The sequence below is a fragment of the Roseomonas mucosa ATCC BAA-692 genome (assembly GCF_000622225.1).
Taxonomy (GTDB): domain Bacteria; phylum Pseudomonadota; class Alphaproteobacteria; order Acetobacterales; family Acetobacteraceae; genus Roseomonas; species Roseomonas mucosa.
In genome coordinates this window covers 74,450-91,236 of the sequence record NZ_JHWD01000011.1, presented here as the reverse complement: position 1 = coordinate 91,236, position 16,787 = coordinate 74,450, and the positions used below count along the sequence as shown (strand labels likewise).

Genomic DNA, 16,787 nt, shown 5'->3' with positions numbered 1-16,787 from the left:
GCAGCACTCTCCCCGGGCCTGGCCTCAGGCGCGGCGCCCGCTCAGCCCAGCGCCGCCAGCACGGCGGCGGCGGTGTCCGACCAGGGCACCGGGCGGAAGCCGTCGCGGATATCGGCCTCCAGGGCGGCGAGGTGTTCCGGATTCCCGATCAGGGCACGGGCGGCGGCGGTGGCGCCGGTGGCGTTGTCCGGGTCGAGATAGGCGCAGAAGCGTCCCCCGGCCTCCGGCACCGAGGCGCGGTCGGAAGCGAGGCAGGCCCGCCCGAAGCTCAGGCTTTCCGTCACCGGCAGGCCCCAGCCCTCGTAGAAGGAGGGAAAGAAGGTGAAGCGGCAGTCGCGATAGAGCAGGCGCAGGTCGGAATCGCTCGGCGAGCCGGCCAGGACCAGCTTGCCGCCGAGATTCGCCGTGTTGCGGATCTGGCCGAGCAGGTCCTGCACCAGCCAGCCGGCCCCGCCGGCGAAGACCAGGCGCGGCACCTCCCGCTCCGGCATCTCCTCCAGCAGCCGCCGCCAGACGCGGAAGGCGAGCGCGTGGTTCTTGCGTGCCTCGATCGTGGACACGAAAAGGACATAGCCCGGGTCGCCCGGTGGCGGCGGCACGGCGGGCACGGCCTGACGCGGGGCGCCGAAGCCGGTGCCGATAGGGAAGGCGGTGATGCGCGGTGCCGGGGCGATGCCCTGTTCCGCCACCCATGCCGCCGCGTCGCGCGCCGTGGCCCCGGAGATGGCCAGCACATGGTCCACCTGCGGCAGGGTGCGGCGCAACCAGGGGCCGAAGACCCGCATCAGTCCCGGATCGGTCCATTCCGGGTACTTCACCGCGATCAGGTCATAGAGGACCAGGGCGATGCGCAACCCGCTGCGCGCCTTCATCCGCCCCAGCACCGGGCCGTAATCCGGATGCGCCCAGGGCGCGCCGGGGATCAGCAGCGTGTCGCCCGGCCCGGGCTCCACGGCCGCGCGCTCCGGCGCCTTCGCGCTCCCGCCCTTGCCGGGGTGCGGCAGGGGGCGTGGCAGGGGGCGTGGCAGGGCGCCCGCCACGCCGCGCAGGGCCTGGCGCAGCTCCGTGGCGACCGAGGCCTGCGCCACGGTGGCGCGGGCCAGGGGGATGCGGATGCCGCTCGGCAGCCAGCCCGCCGCCTGCCGCAGCATCCCGCGCCGGGCCTCCGCCACGGGCGCCGCGACATGCTCCGCCACCACCGCATGCCCGTCGCGGCCCGGCGGCGGGGTGTCGTCGCCGCCGGAAAGCCGGGCATAGAGCGCCTCCAGCTCCGCCCATTCCACCGCGCGCAGCCCTTCGCGCGGCGGCACGGCACGGCAGAAGCGCACGCCGGGATGCGGCGCCAGGGCGCGGCAGAGCTCGAAGGCAAGGCGCTGGATGCCGGAAAGCCGGTGGCGGATCGCGGCATAGTCGAGCAGGTCACCGACCTCGACCCAGAGCACCGGCGACGGAGGGGCGGCGGCGCTCATGAGGAAAGCAGGCCCTGGAACCAGCCGGGCAGGGAGGCCCCTGCCGCCGGAACCGCCCTGCCGCCCGCGCCACGCTCCGCCAGGACGCAGCCGCGCCGTTCCAGCGCTCGCAGCGCCCACCGCCGGGCTTCGGCCGGTGGACTGGCCAAGGGGTGCAGCAGCAGGTCGCCCGGCGCGGGGCACAGCGGCCTCGGCACGAGATCGGCGAAGCGGCGCCCGAGCAGCGGGAAGACGGCCTCGGGCGCTGTCCGGTAGGCGCCGGCCGGGGCCGCCCGCGTTCCCGCCGGAAGCGTGGCGCCGTCCTCCGCCGGAACCTCGAAGCGGACGGGCTCCACGCGGAGCGCCGGGGGATGCGCCAGCAGCAGGCGCTCCAGCTCCGCCGGGTCCGGCCAGCCATCGGTCACGTCCAGGAACAGGAAGGGCGGCCGGCGCGGCGGGAAATTGGCCAGGCTGGCTTGGGCGACGGAGGCCCAGTCCTCGGCGCTGCCGCGCGGCAGCAGGGCGCCATGGAAGGGATCGCCCAGCCGGAGGAAGGCGCCGGGCCTGTCGTAGAACGCCTCGATCGCCTCGCGATAGGCCAGCCCGATCCGCTCGGGGGATAGCGTCTCCCGCACCCATTCCCGCGCCCGTGCGCCGAGTTGGCGGCCCGAGGCGGGGTCCTGCAGCAGATCCTGCAGCACGGCGCGCAGCTCCCCATCCCCGAACCGTTCGGGAATGGCGCGGAGGCAGCCATCCGGCACCTGCGACATGGTGCCATGGCGGTTCACCACCACGGGAAGCCCCGCCGCGAGGCAGTCGATCAGGGCGCCGGAGGTCTCGCCGCGCGAATGGTCGCGCAGTTGGACCGCGATATCGGCCGCCGCCATCCAGTCGGCATAGTCCTGGGGCGAGACCCGTCCGGTCAGCCGCAGGGTGGCGCCTTCGCGCGGGAGGTCGAGCTGCTCCACCGCCTCGCCCACCAGCGCCAGGAGCGGCCGCTTCCCCGCGTGGTGCAGTCCATGGCAGGCCGCGACGAGACGGTCCGGCAGCTTGCTGGCTGTCAGGATGCCGAAGCTGGCGATGACCGGGAGATCCGGTGCCAGCCCCAGGCGCCGGCGGGCGGCGGCCCGGTCGCCCTTCGGAGGAAGCCGGCGCAAATGCGGGATGATGGCAGGCTCCCCCGCCGTGGCCGCGTCGTAGTGCCGCCGCGTCCATTCGGCGGCGTGCAGCGAGTGCTGGATCACGCCGATCGTGTCGCGCAGCACCGGCAGGCTGCAGGGCCAGGCGCGGGTCGCGGCGATATCGCCCTCGCGCAGCCAGGTCAGGACGGCGGGCCAGCCGTGGGAGGCATGCAGCGCCGCGACGAGACGCTCCCGGTCGCCCTCCCGGTAGGCCCGCCAGAGCGCGTGGCCGGACAGGAAGGAATCGTGCAGCGTCGCCACCCCTGGCTGCTCCGCCAGCAGGCCCCGATACTGGAAGTCGTGGAGATCGGAATTGCCGAGCTGGTGGAGCACCCGGTCGAAGCGTTCCCCCAGGTTCCCGAAGGTGCCGGCATCCAGCACCGGAAAGGCGCCGCGCAGCCGCTCGTCCTCGGTCAGGCCGCTCTCGCAGACCAGGGTGACGTCGTAATGGCGCGCCAGGGCCGGGGCGAGCTCACGCGTATAGTCGGCGATGCCGGTCGGCTGCGGCGGCAGGGGCGAGACCAGGGCGAGGCGCGGCAGGCGCCGCCCGGGCACGAGATGGGCGGGACGGTCCCGGAGACGCGGGGCTTCCAGCAGGGCCTCCAGCGCCGACCAGCTGCGTGCCGCGGTATCCGCCCAGCCGAAGCGTGCCGCCTGGGCCGGGGCATGGGCCAGGAGCTGTGCGCGGAAAGCGGGCTCCGCCAGGGCGCGCGTCATCAACCGGGCGATATCCGCCGGATCACGCGGGTCGAACAGCGCCTCCTCCAGTCCGATCACTTCCGGCAGGCTGCCGGCGCGGCTGCCGATCGCCGGGGCGCCGCAGGCCATGGCCTCCAGCACCGGCAGGCCGAAACCCTCGTAGAAGGAAGGAAGCACCGAAAGGTCGCAGGCCGCGTAGAGCGCCGGCAGGTCCGCCTCCGGCACGAAGCGGATCAGCACCGCTTCCTCCGCCCCGAGGCCGGCCGCCTTGCGGGCCAAGGCGAATTCCGCGGGGTCCGTGGCGCCGACGATCACCAGCTGGTGCCGGGCCCGCAACGCCGGCGGCAACAGCGCCTGGGCCCGCAGCAGCCCGGCCTCGTTCTTGCGCGGGTCGCCGCCGCCGACAAAGAGCACGAAGCCGTCGCGCAGCCCGTAGCGGGCGAGCAGCGCCTGCTTCCGCGTTGCGTCCATTCGCTGCGGGCCGAAGACCGCGCTGTACCCGGCGCGGATATTGACCACCCGGTCGCCGGGCAGGGCGAGATGCTCCATGGCGTCCTGCCGGCTGGCCTCGGAGATGGCGAGCAGCAGGTCGGCCTCGGCCATCTCGTGCAGGCAGCGGAAGTACCAGTCCTTCAGCCGCTGCGCCCCCGCCCAGGGGCCATCGAGATAGTCCTCCCGCTGGATCAGCGGGATCAGGTCGTAGCAGACCGCCGCCGTGGCCGGCCGTGCCCGGTCGGGCGGCCAGCGCGCGATCACGTCGTCGGATGAACCCTCGAAGAGGCTGGTCGCCAGGAGCAGGTCCGGCGCCAGCGCGGCGATGGCCTCGGCCCGCAGGATCTCACCCGCCGTGCGCCGGGCGGGACGGGGCTCGGTGACATCCGGCGCGCCGGCGGGGCCCCACCAGAGATGGAAGGCGGAATCCGGCAGGACCTCGCCGAAGGCTTCCCGCAGCGCGTCGCCGCCATCGCCCAACGTGCCGTTGAGCAGCAGGTGCACCTCGTGCCCCCGGGCCTCCCGCGCCAGGGCGAGCGCCAGGTCGCGCGAGTAGCGCCCGATGCCGCGAAGGCGGCTCGTGCCCTGGGCGCCCTGCATGTCGATCAGCAACCGCATCGGTATTCCGCCGCTTTCCGCGTTCAGATCCCGCCATGCCGCGCCGCGAGGCGCAGGAAGGCGGAGCGTTCCGCATCTGACAGGACCGGTGGCGGCTGCAGCCGCACACCCTGCACGGAGATGTGGGCGGGAAGCGCGGCTCCTTCGGAAAGCCGCTCATAGGCCATGAAGCGATGAACCAGCCTGGCCTTCAACCCTGGGCTCAGGGCCGCGAGGCGCAGGCCGATCATGCGCGCGATGGGGATCGCCCGATAGGCGCGCACCCCCTTCCGGAAGCCCTGGCGCAACTGGCGCTTCCAGGGTTCCGGAAGATCCCGCAGCGGCGCCAGCAAGGACCGTTTCAACGGCTTGTCGTCTCGTTCACCCATCGGGCGAGAGCGATAACGGCAGCAGTCCGGGGAAGCAACCAGGCGGGGGGACAAAGGCACGCGACGGGCGGCCCGGCCCGGGAACGGAAAGCCGGAACGGGACGGCGGATGGGCCTCAGGCGGCGCCCAGGATCTCGTCCACCGTGCCGTCGGCGGTGATGCGCCCGGCCTCCAGCCGGATGGCGCGGTTGCACCAGCGGCGCACCACGTTGAAGTCGTGCGTGGCGATGACCATGATCTCCGCCTTGTCCACCAGCGCCGCCAGCCGCTCCTCGGCCTTGCGCATGAAATCCGCGTCGCCGGCCGAGAACCATTCGTCCATCAGCAGGATGTCGGGGTTCATGGTGGTGGCCATCGCGAAGGAGAGGCGGATGCTCATGCCGGCGGAATAGCCGCGGATCGGCACGTCCAGGAACTCGTCCAGACCGGAGAAGGCGGCGGCCTCGCGCTCCAGCCCGGCGATCTCGGCGTCGCCGAGGCCACGGAAGAGCCCGCGCAGGCGGATGTTCTCGCGCCCCGTGGAATCCGGGTCCATGCCGGCCGCCGGGTCGATCAGCGAGCCGATCTCCCCCTCCACCCGCAGCGACCCGCCGACCGGCTCGTAGATTCCGGCCAGCGTCCGCAGCAGCGTGGTCTTGCCCGCGCCGTTGTGCCCGACCAGCGCCACGCGCTCGCCCGGGCGGATGGTGAAGGTGAGGTCGCGCAGGGCGTTCACCACCACGCGGTTGGACTCGTCCGTGCTCACCCGCACCGCCGCCTTGGCCAGCAGCCGCTTCTTCAGCGAACGGGAAGCGACGTGGTAGAGCGGGAACTCGATGTTGAGCCCCTGGGCCTCGATGATAGCCATGTCGTCGTCAGACCCAGAAGGCGAGGCGGCCGCGGAAGCGGACGAAGAAGCCCAGGGCCAGCCCCGTGGCGGCCAGGGTATAGAGGATGGCGCCGACCCAGGCCATCATGGCCCCGCCGCCATCCACCAGCGGGCCGCGCAGCACTTCCAGCAGGTCGTAGAAGGGGTTCAGCGGCAGCCAGGCCTGGGTCGCGGGGCTCAGCAGGTCGGCCTTCCAGATCACCGGACTCATGAAGAAGGCGAGCTGCATGATGTTGGTCACGATCGGCCCGACATCGCGGAACCGGGCGCAGACCATGCCCAGGAAGACCGAGGCCGCCAGGGCGTTCAGGAAGAAGATCAGCAGCCCGGGGACCAGCAGCACGACCTCCGGCCCCGGCCAGCGGTTGAAGATCGCCAGCACGAGGAAGAGCAGGGGGATGTTGTGCGCCGCCGTCAGCACGTTGCGGAAGACGCAGCGCAGCGCATGGGTGGTGAAGGGCAGGCGCATCTGCCGGATCACCCCTTCCGCGCCGGTCAGCGCCGTGCAGGCATCCGTCACCAGGCCGTTGATCACGTTCCAGACCACGAGGCTGACCGCCAGGTGCGGCAGGTAGTCGCGCAGGCTGATGCCGAGCAGGCGGGAATAGAGCAGCCCCAGCCCCGCCAGCATCGCGGCGGTGGAAAGGGTCAGCCAGAAGGGCCCGATCACCGAGCCCCGGTAGCGGTTGCGCAAGTCGAGTCGCGCCAGCGCCCAGCTCAGCCGCCAAGTCTGCATGCCGGAGGACAGGTCCTCCATGGCGCGGGAGAGGCGTCGTGGGTTGCTCGCGTCGATCTGGAAGACGGGCGACGGCTGGGCGGTCATGGCGGGCGTGCCTATACGAAGCCGCGGGGCGCTACAACCTGTCTTGCGGGCAGGGCGGCCCCGCCCTGCCCGCCGGAACCCCTGGCGGGCCGTGCCGCCGGGGGAGGGCCTTCCTTCCCCCGGTGCCCTCGCGGGGCCTCTACCGTCCTACTTGGGCGCGTAGGCACCGATCGGACGGGCGGAGACGCCGGTGGCCGGCGGCGGGGCGCCAATGGCCCGGCCGATGCGCACCTGGTCGGGACCATGGGTGATGAAGACCCGGTCGCCGACCTGCAGGTTGTCCTCGTTGGTCTGCACCACGGCGATGTCGCCGCCATTGTCCTGCTGGATGATGAACTCGATGGCCTGGCCGGTGCCGGTCCCGCGCTCGATCGCATTGCCGGCGAGCCCGCCCAGCACCGCGCCGCCCAGGCCGCCCAGCACGTTGCTGCGCCAGTCGCCGCCGATGAAGGAGCCGGCCACGCCGCCCGCCACCGCGCCCGCCGCGGTGCCCACCCCGCTGCGGCCGCTCTGGACCGTCACCGGCCGCGTGCCCTTGACCACGCCATAGGTCACGGCCGCCGGCACGCCCATGGTCGCGCTGCTGTAAGTCGCGCCCGTGTTCTGTGGCGCGCAGGCGGCCAGGCCGCCGGCCAGGGCCAGTGAAACCAGGCAGAGCCGAAGAGCAGCCGAAGACGAACGATGCGCCCGGGAATGGCTTGTTATACGACGCATGAGGCGTTCCTTTCGGAAAGGCAGAGTGTCTTCTGCGCGGAATGTGGCGAGAAGGGGGCGCCAACGTGACGTGGATCGCACAGCGGCGCCAGCCCGCGATATGCATCGTAGAGTCTCCACTTGCTTCATGCCCAGGCTTCCGTTAGCCCTTTCCGCCGCAGGCACCGTCTGCACCGCGGCTTCCGGCCGTTTCGCCAGCGTGGGGGCGCCGGCGATCGGCCAAGCCGGAAGGACCGCGGGAGTACCGAGGATTGGGGGGATTGGGGGATGCTTCCTCGCGGGTTTGATCGGCGCGGCCTGACCGCGCGCGTGCGGGGAGCGATGACGCTGTCGCTTCTGGCCTGTGTGGCCGCCTGCGGCAGCCAGCAGGTCGCGACCAGCTCGTCCCGGCACATCTACGATTCCTCCTCCAACTACCACCGCCCCGCCTCCTACGACCCGCCCGGCCCGCCCGGCGATCCCTGGGGCCCCTATATCCGCGATGCCTCCAAGCGATTCGACGTGCCGGAGCGCTGGATTCGCGAGGTGATGCGTCAGGAGAGCGCGGGCCGGACCACGGCCACCAGCCCGGTGGGCGCCATGGGCCTGATGCAGGTGATGCCCGGCACCTATGCCGAGCTCGCCTCCCGCTACGGGTTCGGGAACGACCCCTACCACCCCTATGACAGCATCATGGCCGGCGCCGCCTATATCCGGGAGATGTACGAGCTCTACGGCAGCCCGGCCTTCCTCGCCGCCTACAACGCCGGCCCCCGCCGCCTGGAGGACTACCTCTGGGGCGGCAAGGGCCTGCCCGCCGAGACCCGCAACTACGTCGCCCGGATCGGGCCGCGGATCGTGGACGCCCATCCGTCCCACCGTGCGCCGCCGGAGGTCTATGCCGCCGCCGACATCCCGCTGCGCATCCCGGCCGGGCCGCGCCGCGGCGACACCGCCACCATGCTGGCGCTGCGCGACCAGCGCCGCGCCGTCGATCCGGGCGTGAAGGTCGCGACGCTGCCGCCCGGCCCGGTGATCCGCATGGAGCCCATCCCCGACGGCTCGACCAGCATCGCCTCGGCCCCGCCGCCAGCCGTGCAGGTGGCCAGCCTGGGCAACGGCCCGGTCATCGCCATGGAGCCCATCCCGGACGGTTCCACCCGCTCCTCCTCCGGTTCCTACGCCCCGCGGGGCACCGTCGTCGCCATGGCGCCGATCCCGGATGGTTCCACCAGCCCCGCCGCTTCCCGCCTGGGCGGCAATGTGGTGGCGATGGACCCGATCCCCGACGGCTCGACCACGCGCAGCGAGGCCGCTCCCACCACGGGCCGGATCGAGACTGCCTTCAGCCGCCAGGAAATCATGCCGACCCCGCCGGCCTTCGCCGCCGGCGCCCGGGCCGCCGAGCCCGCCGGCCGCGCCAGGGCGCCCCGCAGCGCCCCCGTGGAACTCGCCGAGGCCTCCGCGCCGCGCCGCGCCGCGCCGCCCCAGACGCTGAGCCTCGTCGGCACCGCCCATGCCGGCACCCTGTCCCGCCCAGGCCTGAGCACGGCCACCGCCGCGCCGGGCACCGGCAGCTGGGCCGTGCAGGTCGGCGCCTATGCCAGCGAAAGCCAGGCCCGCACCGCCGCCAACCAGGCTCGCTCCAAGATCCCGGCCAATGGCGTGCGCGTCGCCGTGCAACCGGTGATGCAGGGCAAGACCGTGCTCTATCGCGCCCGGGTCATGGGCCTGTCGCGCGACGGTGCCCAGAACGCCTGCGAGAAGCTGCGCAGCGGCCGCGGCGCCTGCATGACCCTGTCGCCCGACTCCCAGAGCTGAGCGAAGGCCATCCGGCGTGACCGACGCTCCCGCGCCGGTCACGCCGGATGGCCGCTACCTCGTGGTGCGCGGCCGGCTCTGGCGCCGCGCCGATCCCGCCCTTCCCGAATCCGAACGCGGGGTGCTGGTCCAGGCCCTGATGCGGGCCCGCCGTGCCGTGCGCGAGGCTGGCCGGCAGGGCGACACGGAGGCACTGCGCGCCGCGCGGCAGGCGGTGGACGAGGCCAAGCGGGGCCTGGGCGAGCGCGGCCCGGTCTGGTGGCAGGACGGCGCCCCCGACTACAATCGCCACCTAGCGCGCAACACGCCCTATGCCGGCTGGTACGCCGCGCTGGAAACGGCCCCGCCGGAACGGGGCTGAAGGGCCCCTTCGCAATCCCGCCCGCGCGGGGCATCCTGCCCGGCCGATGCGCCTCCTCCTCCTCAACGGCAACACCGACCCCGCGATGACCGAGCGCCTGCGCCACCATGCCGAGGCCTGGCTGGCCCGGCAGGGACGCGGCGATGTCGAGCTGATCCCCTGCACCGCCCGCTTCGGCGCCCGCTACATCGCCACCCGCGCCGCCGTGGCCGTGGCCGGGCATGCGGTGCTGGAGGCCATCGCCGAGCGGGACCCGGCGGTGGACCGCATCGCCATCGCCTGCTTCGGCGAGCCCGGCTTCCTGGCGGCGCGCGAGATCTCCCGCGTTCCCGTGCGCGGCATGGCCGAGGCCAGCATCGCCGCCGCCCTGGCGCTGGCCCCCGGGGCCCGGATCGCCCTGCTGACCGGCGGCGAGGCCTGGGTGCCGATGCTGCGGGAACATGCCTTCGCCCTGGGCCATGGACCGGACCGCATCCTGGTCCGCGCCGTGCCGCCCGCCGGCGACGTCCTGGCGCGCGACCCGGACGGCGCGGCCCGGCTGCTGGCCAAGGCGGCGGAGGCCGTCATCGCGGAAGGGGCTGCCGCGGTGGTGCTGGGTGGCGCCGGGCTGGCAGGCCTGGCCCCCGCCGTGGCGGCGCATCTGCCCGTGCCGGTGCTGGACAGCCTCGACTGCCTGATGGAAGCCAGTCTCGGCGAACCCCTGCCATTCCTGCCGCCGCCGTCTTCCGCCCCATCCCTGGACCTCTCCCCGGCCCTCGCCCGACGTCTCGGCGGCTGATCCGGGCAACGTCCTCGCTTCGGGTGTCGCCCTTGTGGGTCGCGCCCAGGGGGAGGCGCTGCCTCCCCTGACCCCCTCCGCCGGGGACCAAGCCGGTCCCCGGGCCCCGGGCTTTCGTTGGCGCCTGTGGCAGCCGCTTTTCCGCGGCTTGATTCCCGGGAGCAGGTGGAAACGCGGGATTCCCGGAAAGCAGAGGTGGCACCGGCAGTCCGCCGGAGAGCATGGCTATCCGGCGCGATCCGACAAAGCCCCGGCCCGCATAACTGCCGCTTAAGGACTGCCATGCAGGATGCGCGCCGACGGCAGCGCAGCATGGGGCACGGAGAGCGTGGCGAGAACCCGCAACCAGGGACCGACGATCGTCATCCGGCGGGAGGAAGGAGGCGAGGCTGGCCATCATGGCGGCGCCTGGAAGGTCGCCTATGCCGATTTCGTCACGGCCATGATGGCCTTCTTCCTGCTGATGTGGCTGCTCAACGCCACCACGGAGCAGCAGCGCAAGGGCATCGCCGACTACTTCGCGCCAAGCAACCTGATGTCCCAGTCCACCTCCGGCAACGGCCAACCTTTCGGCGGCAGCACGCCGCATTCCCCCGGCCAGCTTTCCACCGACACCAGCAGTCCGCGGATCGAGACCGGCCCCCGTCCGGTGCTGCAGGACATCGAGGTGGAGGACGAGACCGAGACCCCCGCCCAGCCGGTCGCGACGCGCGAGGCGCCGCCCGGCCCGGACGATGCCCCCGACGCGAAGCCGGGGCAGGCGGCGCTCGCCGTCTCCGCTCCCGGCGACGGCGGAAACGGCGCGGCGCGGCGCGACGCCGACCTCGCCGCCGCATCGGAGACCGCGCTGCGGCGGGAGCTGGAGAAGCGGGAGCGCGATGCGCTGGAGCAGCTGGCCGGCCAGCTCCGCGCCGCCGTGGCGGGCGACCCGGTTCTGGCGGAGCTGGCGCAGCAGTTCCGGGTGGAGCAGGTGCCGGAGGGGTTGCGGATCCAGCTCCTGGATTCGGAGGGCAAGCCGATGTTCACCTCCGGCGGCAACACGCTGAACGAACGCTCCCGAGCCCTGGTCGCCAAGGTCGCCTCGGTGATCCGCCGCGTGCCCAACGCGGTGTCCATCACCGGCCACACTGACGCCACCCCCTTCCGCACGGACGCCCGCAGCAACTGGGACCTGTCGGCCGAGCGCGCCAATGCCACGCGCCGCCTGCTGGTGGAGAACGGGGTGGGCGAGAACCGCCTGCGCAGCGTCGCCGGCCTGGCGGAGCGCGAGCCGCTGCTGCCCGAGGCGCCGGAGGCCGCGGCCAACCGCCGCGTCTCCATCCTGCTGCTGCGCCAGGCGCCGCAGCCCCCCGCGACCGGAGCGACGCCGCGATGAACGCGATCCTGGGCCTCGCCGTGATGCTGGGCTGCGTCTTCGGCGGCTATGTGCTGGCAGGCGGCAAGTTCGGCATCATCATGCATGCCCTGCCGCACGAGATGATGGTCATCGGTGGCGCCGCGCTGGGCACATTCATCATGGCCAACAGCCTGAACGACATCAAGCACACGCTGGGCGGGCTGGCGAAGGTGCTCAAGGGCTCGCGCTTCCGCAAGGCGCAGTATGTCAGCATGCTCAGCCTGCTCTTCTTCCTGGTGCGGCTGGCGCAGCAGAAGGGCAACATGGCGCTGGAGCCGCATATCGAGAAGCCGGAGGAAAGCAGCGCTTTCGGCCATTTCCCCGATATCCAGAAGGACCACCACGCCGTCCTGCTGATCTGCGACTACCTGCGCATGATCGGCATGAACGCCGACGACCCGCACCAGATCGAGGATGTGATGGCCCGCGAGCTCAAGAAGATGCGGGATGAGGAGCTGCACCCCTCCCACGCCCTGCAGAGCATCGCGGACGCGCTGCCGGCGCTGGGCATCGTCGCGGCGGTGCTGGGCGTGATCAAGACCATGGCCAGCATCGACCAGCCGCCCACGGTGCTGGGCGGCATGATCGGCGGCGCGCTGGTCGGCACCTTCCTCGGCGTGCTGCTGGCCTATGGCATGGTGGCCCCCGTGGCCGCCCGGCTGAAGGGCGTGGTGGAGGAGGAAGCCAAGTTCTATGAGGTGATCCGCGCCGTGCTGGTTGCCCATCTGCAGGGCAATGCCCCCCAGGTGGCGGTGGAGACCGGCCGCAAGATGGCGCCCAGCCAGCACATGCCGAGCTTCCAGGAGCTGGAGACAACTCTGCAGGAGCTTCAGATCGCCTGAGGCCCGGGGAACTTGACGCGGGGGCCGGCCTGCTGCCACCGCTTCTCGCATGAGCGAGATCCAAGAACGGGCCGGCGGCCTGCCCAATCACCTGGGCTTCGAGGTTGAGGAATGGCGCGAGGGCTATGCCCGCGTCGGTTGCGAAGTGATCCCGGAGCTCCTGAACTTCGCCGGGATCATGCATGGCGGGGCGATCATGGCCCTGGCCGACCAGGCGGCCGGCATGGCGGGCCTGTGGTGCTCGGTGCCGGGTCATGTCCGCTATGGCGTGACGGTGGACCTCAACTGCCGCTTCGCCAACCGGGTGCCCCCGGGCCGGGTGGTGGCGGAGGCCAAGGTGGTCTCGCAGGGCCGCAGCACCTATTTCGTGCAGTTCGAGATTTTCGACGCCCACCACAAGCTGGTGGCTTTCGGTTCCAGCACGCACCGGGTACGCAAGGGCAGCGAGAGCCTGGAAGGCGTACCCGGTCCGGTCCGCGAATAGGGCGGGTCCTCGATCGAGAGGGGTATGGGCATCGGGCGGCGAGGTAATAATCCGTCCGGCGATCGTGCATTTTCCGCATCTGCTTGACAGGGCGGGACAACCCTCCTAACTCCGCCGCTGTCCTGCTGCCGGAATCATGCTGGCCGGGGCCGCGGGCGATTTGACGGATGCAGCTTGCGCCGCGTCACCAAGAGCTAAAGCGCCAGGAAGCGAATGCCGGCCGTTCCGGTCCTGCTTCGTGGGTCATCCGACGGTGTTGGAGGATCGCGATGCGCCGCATCATGCGTCTGGTCGGGAAAGGCTGAGGCGGTCCGCCCCGGACGGAGGGTCCGGCGGCGCAGACCGGATCTGCCGGATCGTCATGTGGCCTCCGTCGCCATTCATGCGACGCCAGGCCGGACCGGAGGCGAGGATGCCTCCCAAGAAGCTTCCTGACCGGGTTTTCTCATGTCTTCACAAGAACAGGCACCGGCCGCCATCCGGCTCCGCGATCTGACACGCCGCTTCACCGCGCGCGGGGCGGAGACGCTGGCGCTGGACGGCGTCTCCCTCGATGTGGCGCCGGGCGAGGTCTATGGCATCGTCGGCCGCTCCGGCGCCGGCAAGTCCACGCTGATCCGCTGTGTCAACCTGCTGGAACGCCCGGATACGGGCCGGGTCGAGGTGCTGGGCCGCGACATGCTGGCGCTGGACGATGCCGGGCTGCGCCAGGCGCTGCGCGGCATCGGCATGGTCTTCCAGCACTTCAACCTGCTTTCCTCCGCCACGGTGGCGGAGAACATCGCCTTCCCGCTTTCCATCGCCGGGGTCGGCCGCGCGGTGCGCGAGGCGCGGGTGCGGGAGCTGCTGCCGCTGGTCGGGCTGGAGGGCAAGCGCGACGCCTATCCGGCGCAGCTCTCGGGCGGGCAGAAGCAGCGCGTCGGCATCGCCCGCGCCCTGGCCTCGGACCCGAAGGTGCTGCTTTGCGACGAGGCGACCAGCGCGCTGGACCCCGAGACCACCGCCGACATCCTGTCCCTGATCCGGTCGCTGCGTGACCGGCTGGACCTCACCGTGCTGCTGATCACCCATGAGATGGCGGTGGTGAAGGCGATCTGCGACCGCGTGGCGGTGATGCAGGCCGGGCGGATCGTGGAGCAGGGCCGGGTCTTCGACGTCTTCACGCGGCCGCAGCAGGCCGTCACCCGCCTCTTCGTGGCGGAGGTGATCGGCCATGCCGTGCCGCCCGGCACCGTCGCCCGCCTGCCCGCGCCGCAGCCGGGTGAGGAGCGGCGCCTGCTTCAGGTGCTCTTCGCCGGGCCGCATTCCACCCGCGCGGTGGTGAGCGAGGCCTCGCGCCGCTTCGGGCTGGACCTGAACATCGTCTCTGGCCGCATCGACGAGATCGGCGGCGAGCCCTTCGGCCTGATGGCGCTGGCGGCCTATGGCGCGCCGGCGCAACTGGCCCAGGGCGTGGAATGGATGCGCTCGCTCGGCCTCGACGTGGCCGAGGTGAAGGAAGGGGAAGCCCGCTGATGCCCAACCTGTTCCCCTGGCTGCCGCCCGCCTTGCAGGACCTGATGATCGACGCGGCCTGGGAGACGATCACCATGGTCTTCGTTTCCGTCCTGGTGGCGGTGGCGATCGGCCTGCCCCTGGCGCTCCTCCTCTACAGCACCGGCCAGGGCGGGCTGCGCCCGAACGGCTGGATCAACCGGCCGCTGGGCCTGTTGATCAACGCGGTGCGCTCCACGCCCTTCATCATCCTGATGGTGGCCATCGTACCCTTCACCCGGCTGGTCGCCGGCACCTCGATCGGCACCGCCGCCGCCATCGTGCCGCTGGCGCTGGCCTCCACCGCCTTCATCTCCCGTCTTTTCGAAGGCGCGCTGCGCGAGGTGGACCGGGGGGTGATCGAGGCCGCCCGCGCCATGGGCGCGACGCGGATGCAGATCCTGACCCGCGTGCTGGTGCCCGAGGCGATGCCCGGCATCATCGCCGCCGTCACCGTCACGCTGGTGAGCCTGGTCGGCTATTCCGCCATGGCGGGTGCCATCGGCGGCGGCGGGCTCGGCGATCTCGGCATCCGCTTCGGCTACCAGCGTTTCATGCCGGAGGTGATGGCGACCGTGGTCGTCATCCTGATCCTCTTCGTCCAGGGCCTGCAATCGCTGGGCGACTGGCTGGTCCGCCGCGTCAGCCATCGCTGAACGGCGGGACGCCCCACGACGAACGCCACACGACACGGGAAGGAAGAACATGACCATCGCACGCCGCGCGGCGCTTGCCGCCCTCCTCGCCACTCCGGCCCTCACCGCCGCGACCCGCGCCCATGCCCAGGGCGCGGAGATCGGCACCGCCGCCCGCCCGCTGAAGATGGGCGTCACCGCCGGCCCGCACGCCCAGGTGATGGAAAGGGTGCGCGACATCGCCGCCAAGGACGGGCTGGTGATCCGCATCATCGAGTTCACCGACTACATCCAGCCCAACGTGGCGCTCGCCTCGGGCGACCTGGACGCGAACTCCTTCCAGACCCAGCCCTTTCTGGAACAGCAGGTGAGGGATCGCGGCCTCAAGCTGGTCTCGGTGGCCAAGACCCTGACCTTCCCGATGGGTATCTATTCGAAGAAGGTCAAGTCGGTGGACGCGCTGCCGCAGGGCGGCCGCATCGCCATCCCCAACGACCCGACCCAGGGCGGGCGCGGGCTGATGCTCTTCGCCCAGGCGGGCGCCATCCAGCTGCCGGCCAATGCCGATGTGCGCGTGACCGTCGCCGACATCACCGGGAACCCGAAGCGCCTGCGCATCGTGGAGCTGGAGGCGGCGCAGCTCCCCCGCGCGCTGGACGACGTGGACGCGGCGGCGATCAACACCAACTATGCCCTCACCGCCGGGCTGCAGCCCACCCGCGACGCCATCGCCATCGAGCGCAGCGACAGCCCGCATTCCAACCGCATCGTGGTGCGCCAGGGTGACGAGGAGAAGCCCTGGGTGAGGAAGCTGGTCCGCGCCTACCAGAGTGACGAGGTGAAGGCCTTCGTGGCGGAGACCTTCTCCGGTTCCGTCATCCCGGCCTTCTGAGGGGCAGCGCCATGCTTCGCCGTCCCCTTCTCGCCGCCGGCCTCCTGGCCGGCGGTGCGCTCCTCCGTCCCGCCATCCTCCGCGCCCAGGCGGGGAGCCAGGGCGCGGCCGGGATCGGCAGCGCCGCCCGTCCGCTCAGCATCGGCGTCACCGCCGGGCCGCACGCCCAGGTGACGGAGAAGGTGCGCGAGCTCGCCGCCAGGGACGGGTTCGTGCTGCGCCTGGTCGAGTTCACCGACTTCATCCAGCCCAATGCGGCTCTGGCCTCGGGCGACCTCGACAGCAACTCCTACCAGCACCGCCCCTTCCTGGAGCAGCAGATCCGGGACCGCGGCTACAAGCTCGCCGCGGTGGCCAGGACGCTGGTCTTTCCGCTCGGCATCTATGCGCCGAAGTACAAGGCCCTGTCCGACCTGCCGCAGGGCGGGCGCGTGGCCATCCCCAACGACCCGTCCAATGGCGGCCGGGCCCTGCTGCTGCTGGCCAAGGCCGGGCTGATCCGTCTGGCACCGGGCGCCGATTTCCGCGCCACCGTGGCGGATATCGCGGAAAACCCGAAGCGCCTGCGCATCGTGGAACTGGAGGCGGCGCAGATGCCGCGCGCGCTGGGCGACGTGGATGCGGCGGTGGTGATCACCGACTACGCCCTTATCGCCGGGCTGGACCCGGCGAAGGACGCGCTGCTTCGCGAGGATGCGGACAGCCCCTATGCCAACATCCTCGTGGTGCGCGAGGCCGACCGGGACACCCCCTGGGTGAAGCGGCTGGTGGCCGCCTATCACCGCGACGAGATCCGCGCCTTCGTGCGCGATACCTTCCACGGCAATGTCGTGCCGGCCTTCTGAGGAGCATCCC

General features: G+C 72.0%; 16 protein-coding genes. 10 read left to right on the top strand and 6 right to left on the bottom strand.

The window, feature by feature from the left end:
- Positions 1-41: 41 nt before the first annotated feature.
- The 6 genes from BT98_RS0113130 to BT98_RS26160 all read right to left on the bottom strand — a co-directional run bounded on the left by BT98_RS0113130 (position 42) and on the right by BT98_RS26160 (position 7,070).
- Complete coding sequence (locus BT98_RS0113130) at positions 42-1,469, bottom strand: glycosyltransferase family 4 protein (protein ID WP_027297238.1); 1,428 nt, start codon at positions 1,467-1,469, stop codon at positions 42-44.
- Positions 1,466-4,438 (bottom strand): glycosyltransferase, encoded by a 2,973-nt coding sequence (locus tag BT98_RS24300; protein ID WP_019460169.1) that lies wholly within the window; start codon positions 4,436-4,438, stop codon positions 1,466-1,468. Before BT98_RS24300 ends, BT98_RS0113130 begins: the two co-directional genes overlap by 4 nt.
- Before the next feature lie 23 nt (positions 4,439-4,461).
- Positions 4,462-4,782, bottom strand: a complete 321-nt coding sequence (locus tag BT98_RS0113120) for a hypothetical protein (protein ID WP_139323400.1) — start codon at positions 4,780-4,782, stop codon at positions 4,462-4,464.
- A 139-nt stretch (positions 4,783-4,921) separates the two neighbouring features.
- Positions 4,922-5,653, bottom strand: a complete 732-nt coding sequence (locus BT98_RS0113115; RefSeq protein WP_019460171.1) for an ABC transporter ATP-binding protein — start codon at positions 5,651-5,653, stop codon at positions 4,922-4,924.
- Positions 5,654-5,660: 7 nt separating this feature from the next.
- On the bottom strand, positions 5,661-6,497 hold the full coding sequence (locus BT98_RS0113110) for an ABC transporter permease (protein WP_019460172.1): 837 nt from the start codon (positions 6,495-6,497) through the stop codon (positions 5,661-5,663).
- A 147-nt stretch (positions 6,498-6,644) separates the two neighbouring features.
- On the bottom strand, positions 6,645-7,070 hold the full coding sequence (locus BT98_RS26160) for a glycine zipper 2TM domain-containing protein (RefSeq protein WP_019460173.1): 426 nt from the start codon (positions 7,068-7,070) through the stop codon (positions 6,645-6,647).
- 462 nt (positions 7,071-7,532) lie between these two features.
- Here BT98_RS26160 and BT98_RS0113100 point away from each other — a divergent pair, with 462 nt between their 5' ends.
- From BT98_RS0113100 to BT98_RS0113055, 10 genes are all read left to right on the top strand, one after another.
- A complete protein-coding gene (locus tag BT98_RS0113100) occupies positions 7,533-9,011 on the top strand; it encodes a transglycosylase SLT domain-containing protein (protein ID WP_019460174.1) in 1,479 nt (492 codons plus the stop codon).
- A 16-nt stretch (positions 9,012-9,027) separates the two neighbouring features.
- Positions 9,028-9,372: a hypothetical protein gene (locus BT98_RS0113095; protein WP_019460175.1), complete on the top strand. Its 345-nt coding sequence runs from the start codon at positions 9,028-9,030 to the stop codon at positions 9,370-9,372.
- A 46-nt stretch (positions 9,373-9,418) separates the two neighbouring features.
- Positions 9,419-10,150 carry an aspartate/glutamate racemase family protein gene (locus BT98_RS0113090; protein WP_019460176.1) on the top strand — a complete coding sequence of 244 codons (732 nt, stop codon included), beginning with the start codon at positions 9,419-9,421 and terminating at the stop codon, positions 10,148-10,150.
- Positions 10,151-10,478: 328 nt separating this feature from the next.
- On the top strand, positions 10,479-11,525 hold the full coding sequence (locus BT98_RS0113085) for a flagellar motor protein MotB (protein WP_026033033.1): 1,047 nt from the start codon (positions 10,479-10,481) through the stop codon (positions 11,523-11,525).
- Positions 11,522-12,388, top strand: a complete 867-nt coding sequence (gene motA, locus BT98_RS0113080; protein ID WP_019460178.1) for a flagellar motor stator protein MotA — start codon at positions 11,522-11,524, stop codon at positions 12,386-12,388. The genes BT98_RS0113085 and motA overlap by 4 nt, the downstream gene beginning before the upstream one ends.
- Positions 12,389-12,437: 49 nt before the next feature.
- Complete coding sequence (locus tag BT98_RS0113075) at positions 12,438-12,872, top strand: PaaI family thioesterase (protein WP_019460179.1); 435 nt, start codon at positions 12,438-12,440, stop codon at positions 12,870-12,872.
- 447 nt (positions 12,873-13,319) lie between these two features.
- Positions 13,320-14,387: a methionine ABC transporter ATP-binding protein gene (locus tag BT98_RS0113070; RefSeq protein ID WP_019460180.1), complete on the top strand. Its 1,068-nt coding sequence runs from the start codon at positions 13,320-13,322 to the stop codon at positions 14,385-14,387.
- Positions 14,387-15,061 carry a methionine ABC transporter permease gene (locus tag BT98_RS0113065; RefSeq protein WP_019460181.1) on the top strand — a complete coding sequence of 225 codons (675 nt, stop codon included), beginning with the start codon at positions 14,387-14,389 and terminating at the stop codon, positions 15,059-15,061. Before BT98_RS0113070 ends, BT98_RS0113065 begins: the two co-directional genes overlap by 1 nt.
- A gap of 49 nt (positions 15,062-15,110) precedes the next feature.
- Positions 15,111-15,932, top strand: a complete 822-nt coding sequence (locus BT98_RS0113060; protein ID WP_019460182.1) for a MetQ/NlpA family ABC transporter substrate-binding protein — start codon at positions 15,111-15,113, stop codon at positions 15,930-15,932.
- 11 nt (positions 15,933-15,943) lie between these two features.
- Complete coding sequence (locus BT98_RS0113055; RefSeq protein WP_019460183.1) at positions 15,944-16,777, top strand: MetQ/NlpA family ABC transporter substrate-binding protein; 834 nt, start codon at positions 15,944-15,946, stop codon at positions 16,775-16,777.
- Positions 16,778-16,787: the final 10 nt, after the last annotated feature.

Coding starts and splice junctions, on each gene's coding strand:
- BT98_RS0113130 (WP_027297238.1), bottom strand. CDS start 1,469: ATGAGCGCCGCCGCCCCTCCGTCGCCGGTGCTCTGGGTCGAGGTCGGT.
- BT98_RS0113075 (WP_019460179.1), top strand. CDS start 12,438: ATGAGCGAGATCCAAGAACGGGCCGGCGGCCTGCCCAATCACCTGGGC.
- BT98_RS24300 (WP_019460169.1), bottom strand. CDS start 4,438: ATGCGGTTGCTGATCGACATGCAGGGCGCCCAGGGCACGAGCCGCCTT.
- BT98_RS0113110 (WP_019460172.1), bottom strand. CDS start 6,497: ATGACCGCCCAGCCGTCGCCCGTCTTCCAGATCGACGCGAGCAACCCA.
- motA (WP_019460178.1), top strand. CDS start 11,522: ATGAACGCGATCCTGGGCCTCGCCGTGATGCTGGGCTGCGTCTTCGGC.
- BT98_RS0113065 (WP_019460181.1), top strand. CDS start 14,387: ATGCCCAACCTGTTCCCCTGGCTGCCGCCCGCCTTGCAGGACCTGATG.
- BT98_RS0113115 (WP_019460171.1), bottom strand. CDS start 5,653: ATGGCTATCATCGAGGCCCAGGGGCTCAACATCGAGTTCCCGCTCTAC.
- BT98_RS0113070 (WP_019460180.1), top strand. CDS start 13,320: ATGTCTTCACAAGAACAGGCACCGGCCGCCATCCGGCTCCGCGATCTG.
- BT98_RS26160 (WP_019460173.1), bottom strand. CDS start 7,070: ATGGGCGTGCCGGCGGCCGTGACCTATGGCGTGGTCAAGGGCACGCGG.
- BT98_RS0113090 (WP_019460176.1), top strand. CDS start 9,419: ATGCGCCTCCTCCTCCTCAACGGCAACACCGACCCCGCGATGACCGAG.
- BT98_RS0113055 (WP_019460183.1), top strand. CDS start 15,944: ATGCTTCGCCGTCCCCTTCTCGCCGCCGGCCTCCTGGCCGGCGGTGCG.
- BT98_RS0113060 (WP_019460182.1), top strand. CDS start 15,111: ATGACCATCGCACGCCGCGCGGCGCTTGCCGCCCTCCTCGCCACTCCG.
- BT98_RS0113100 (WP_019460174.1), top strand. CDS start 7,533: ATGACGCTGTCGCTTCTGGCCTGTGTGGCCGCCTGCGGCAGCCAGCAG.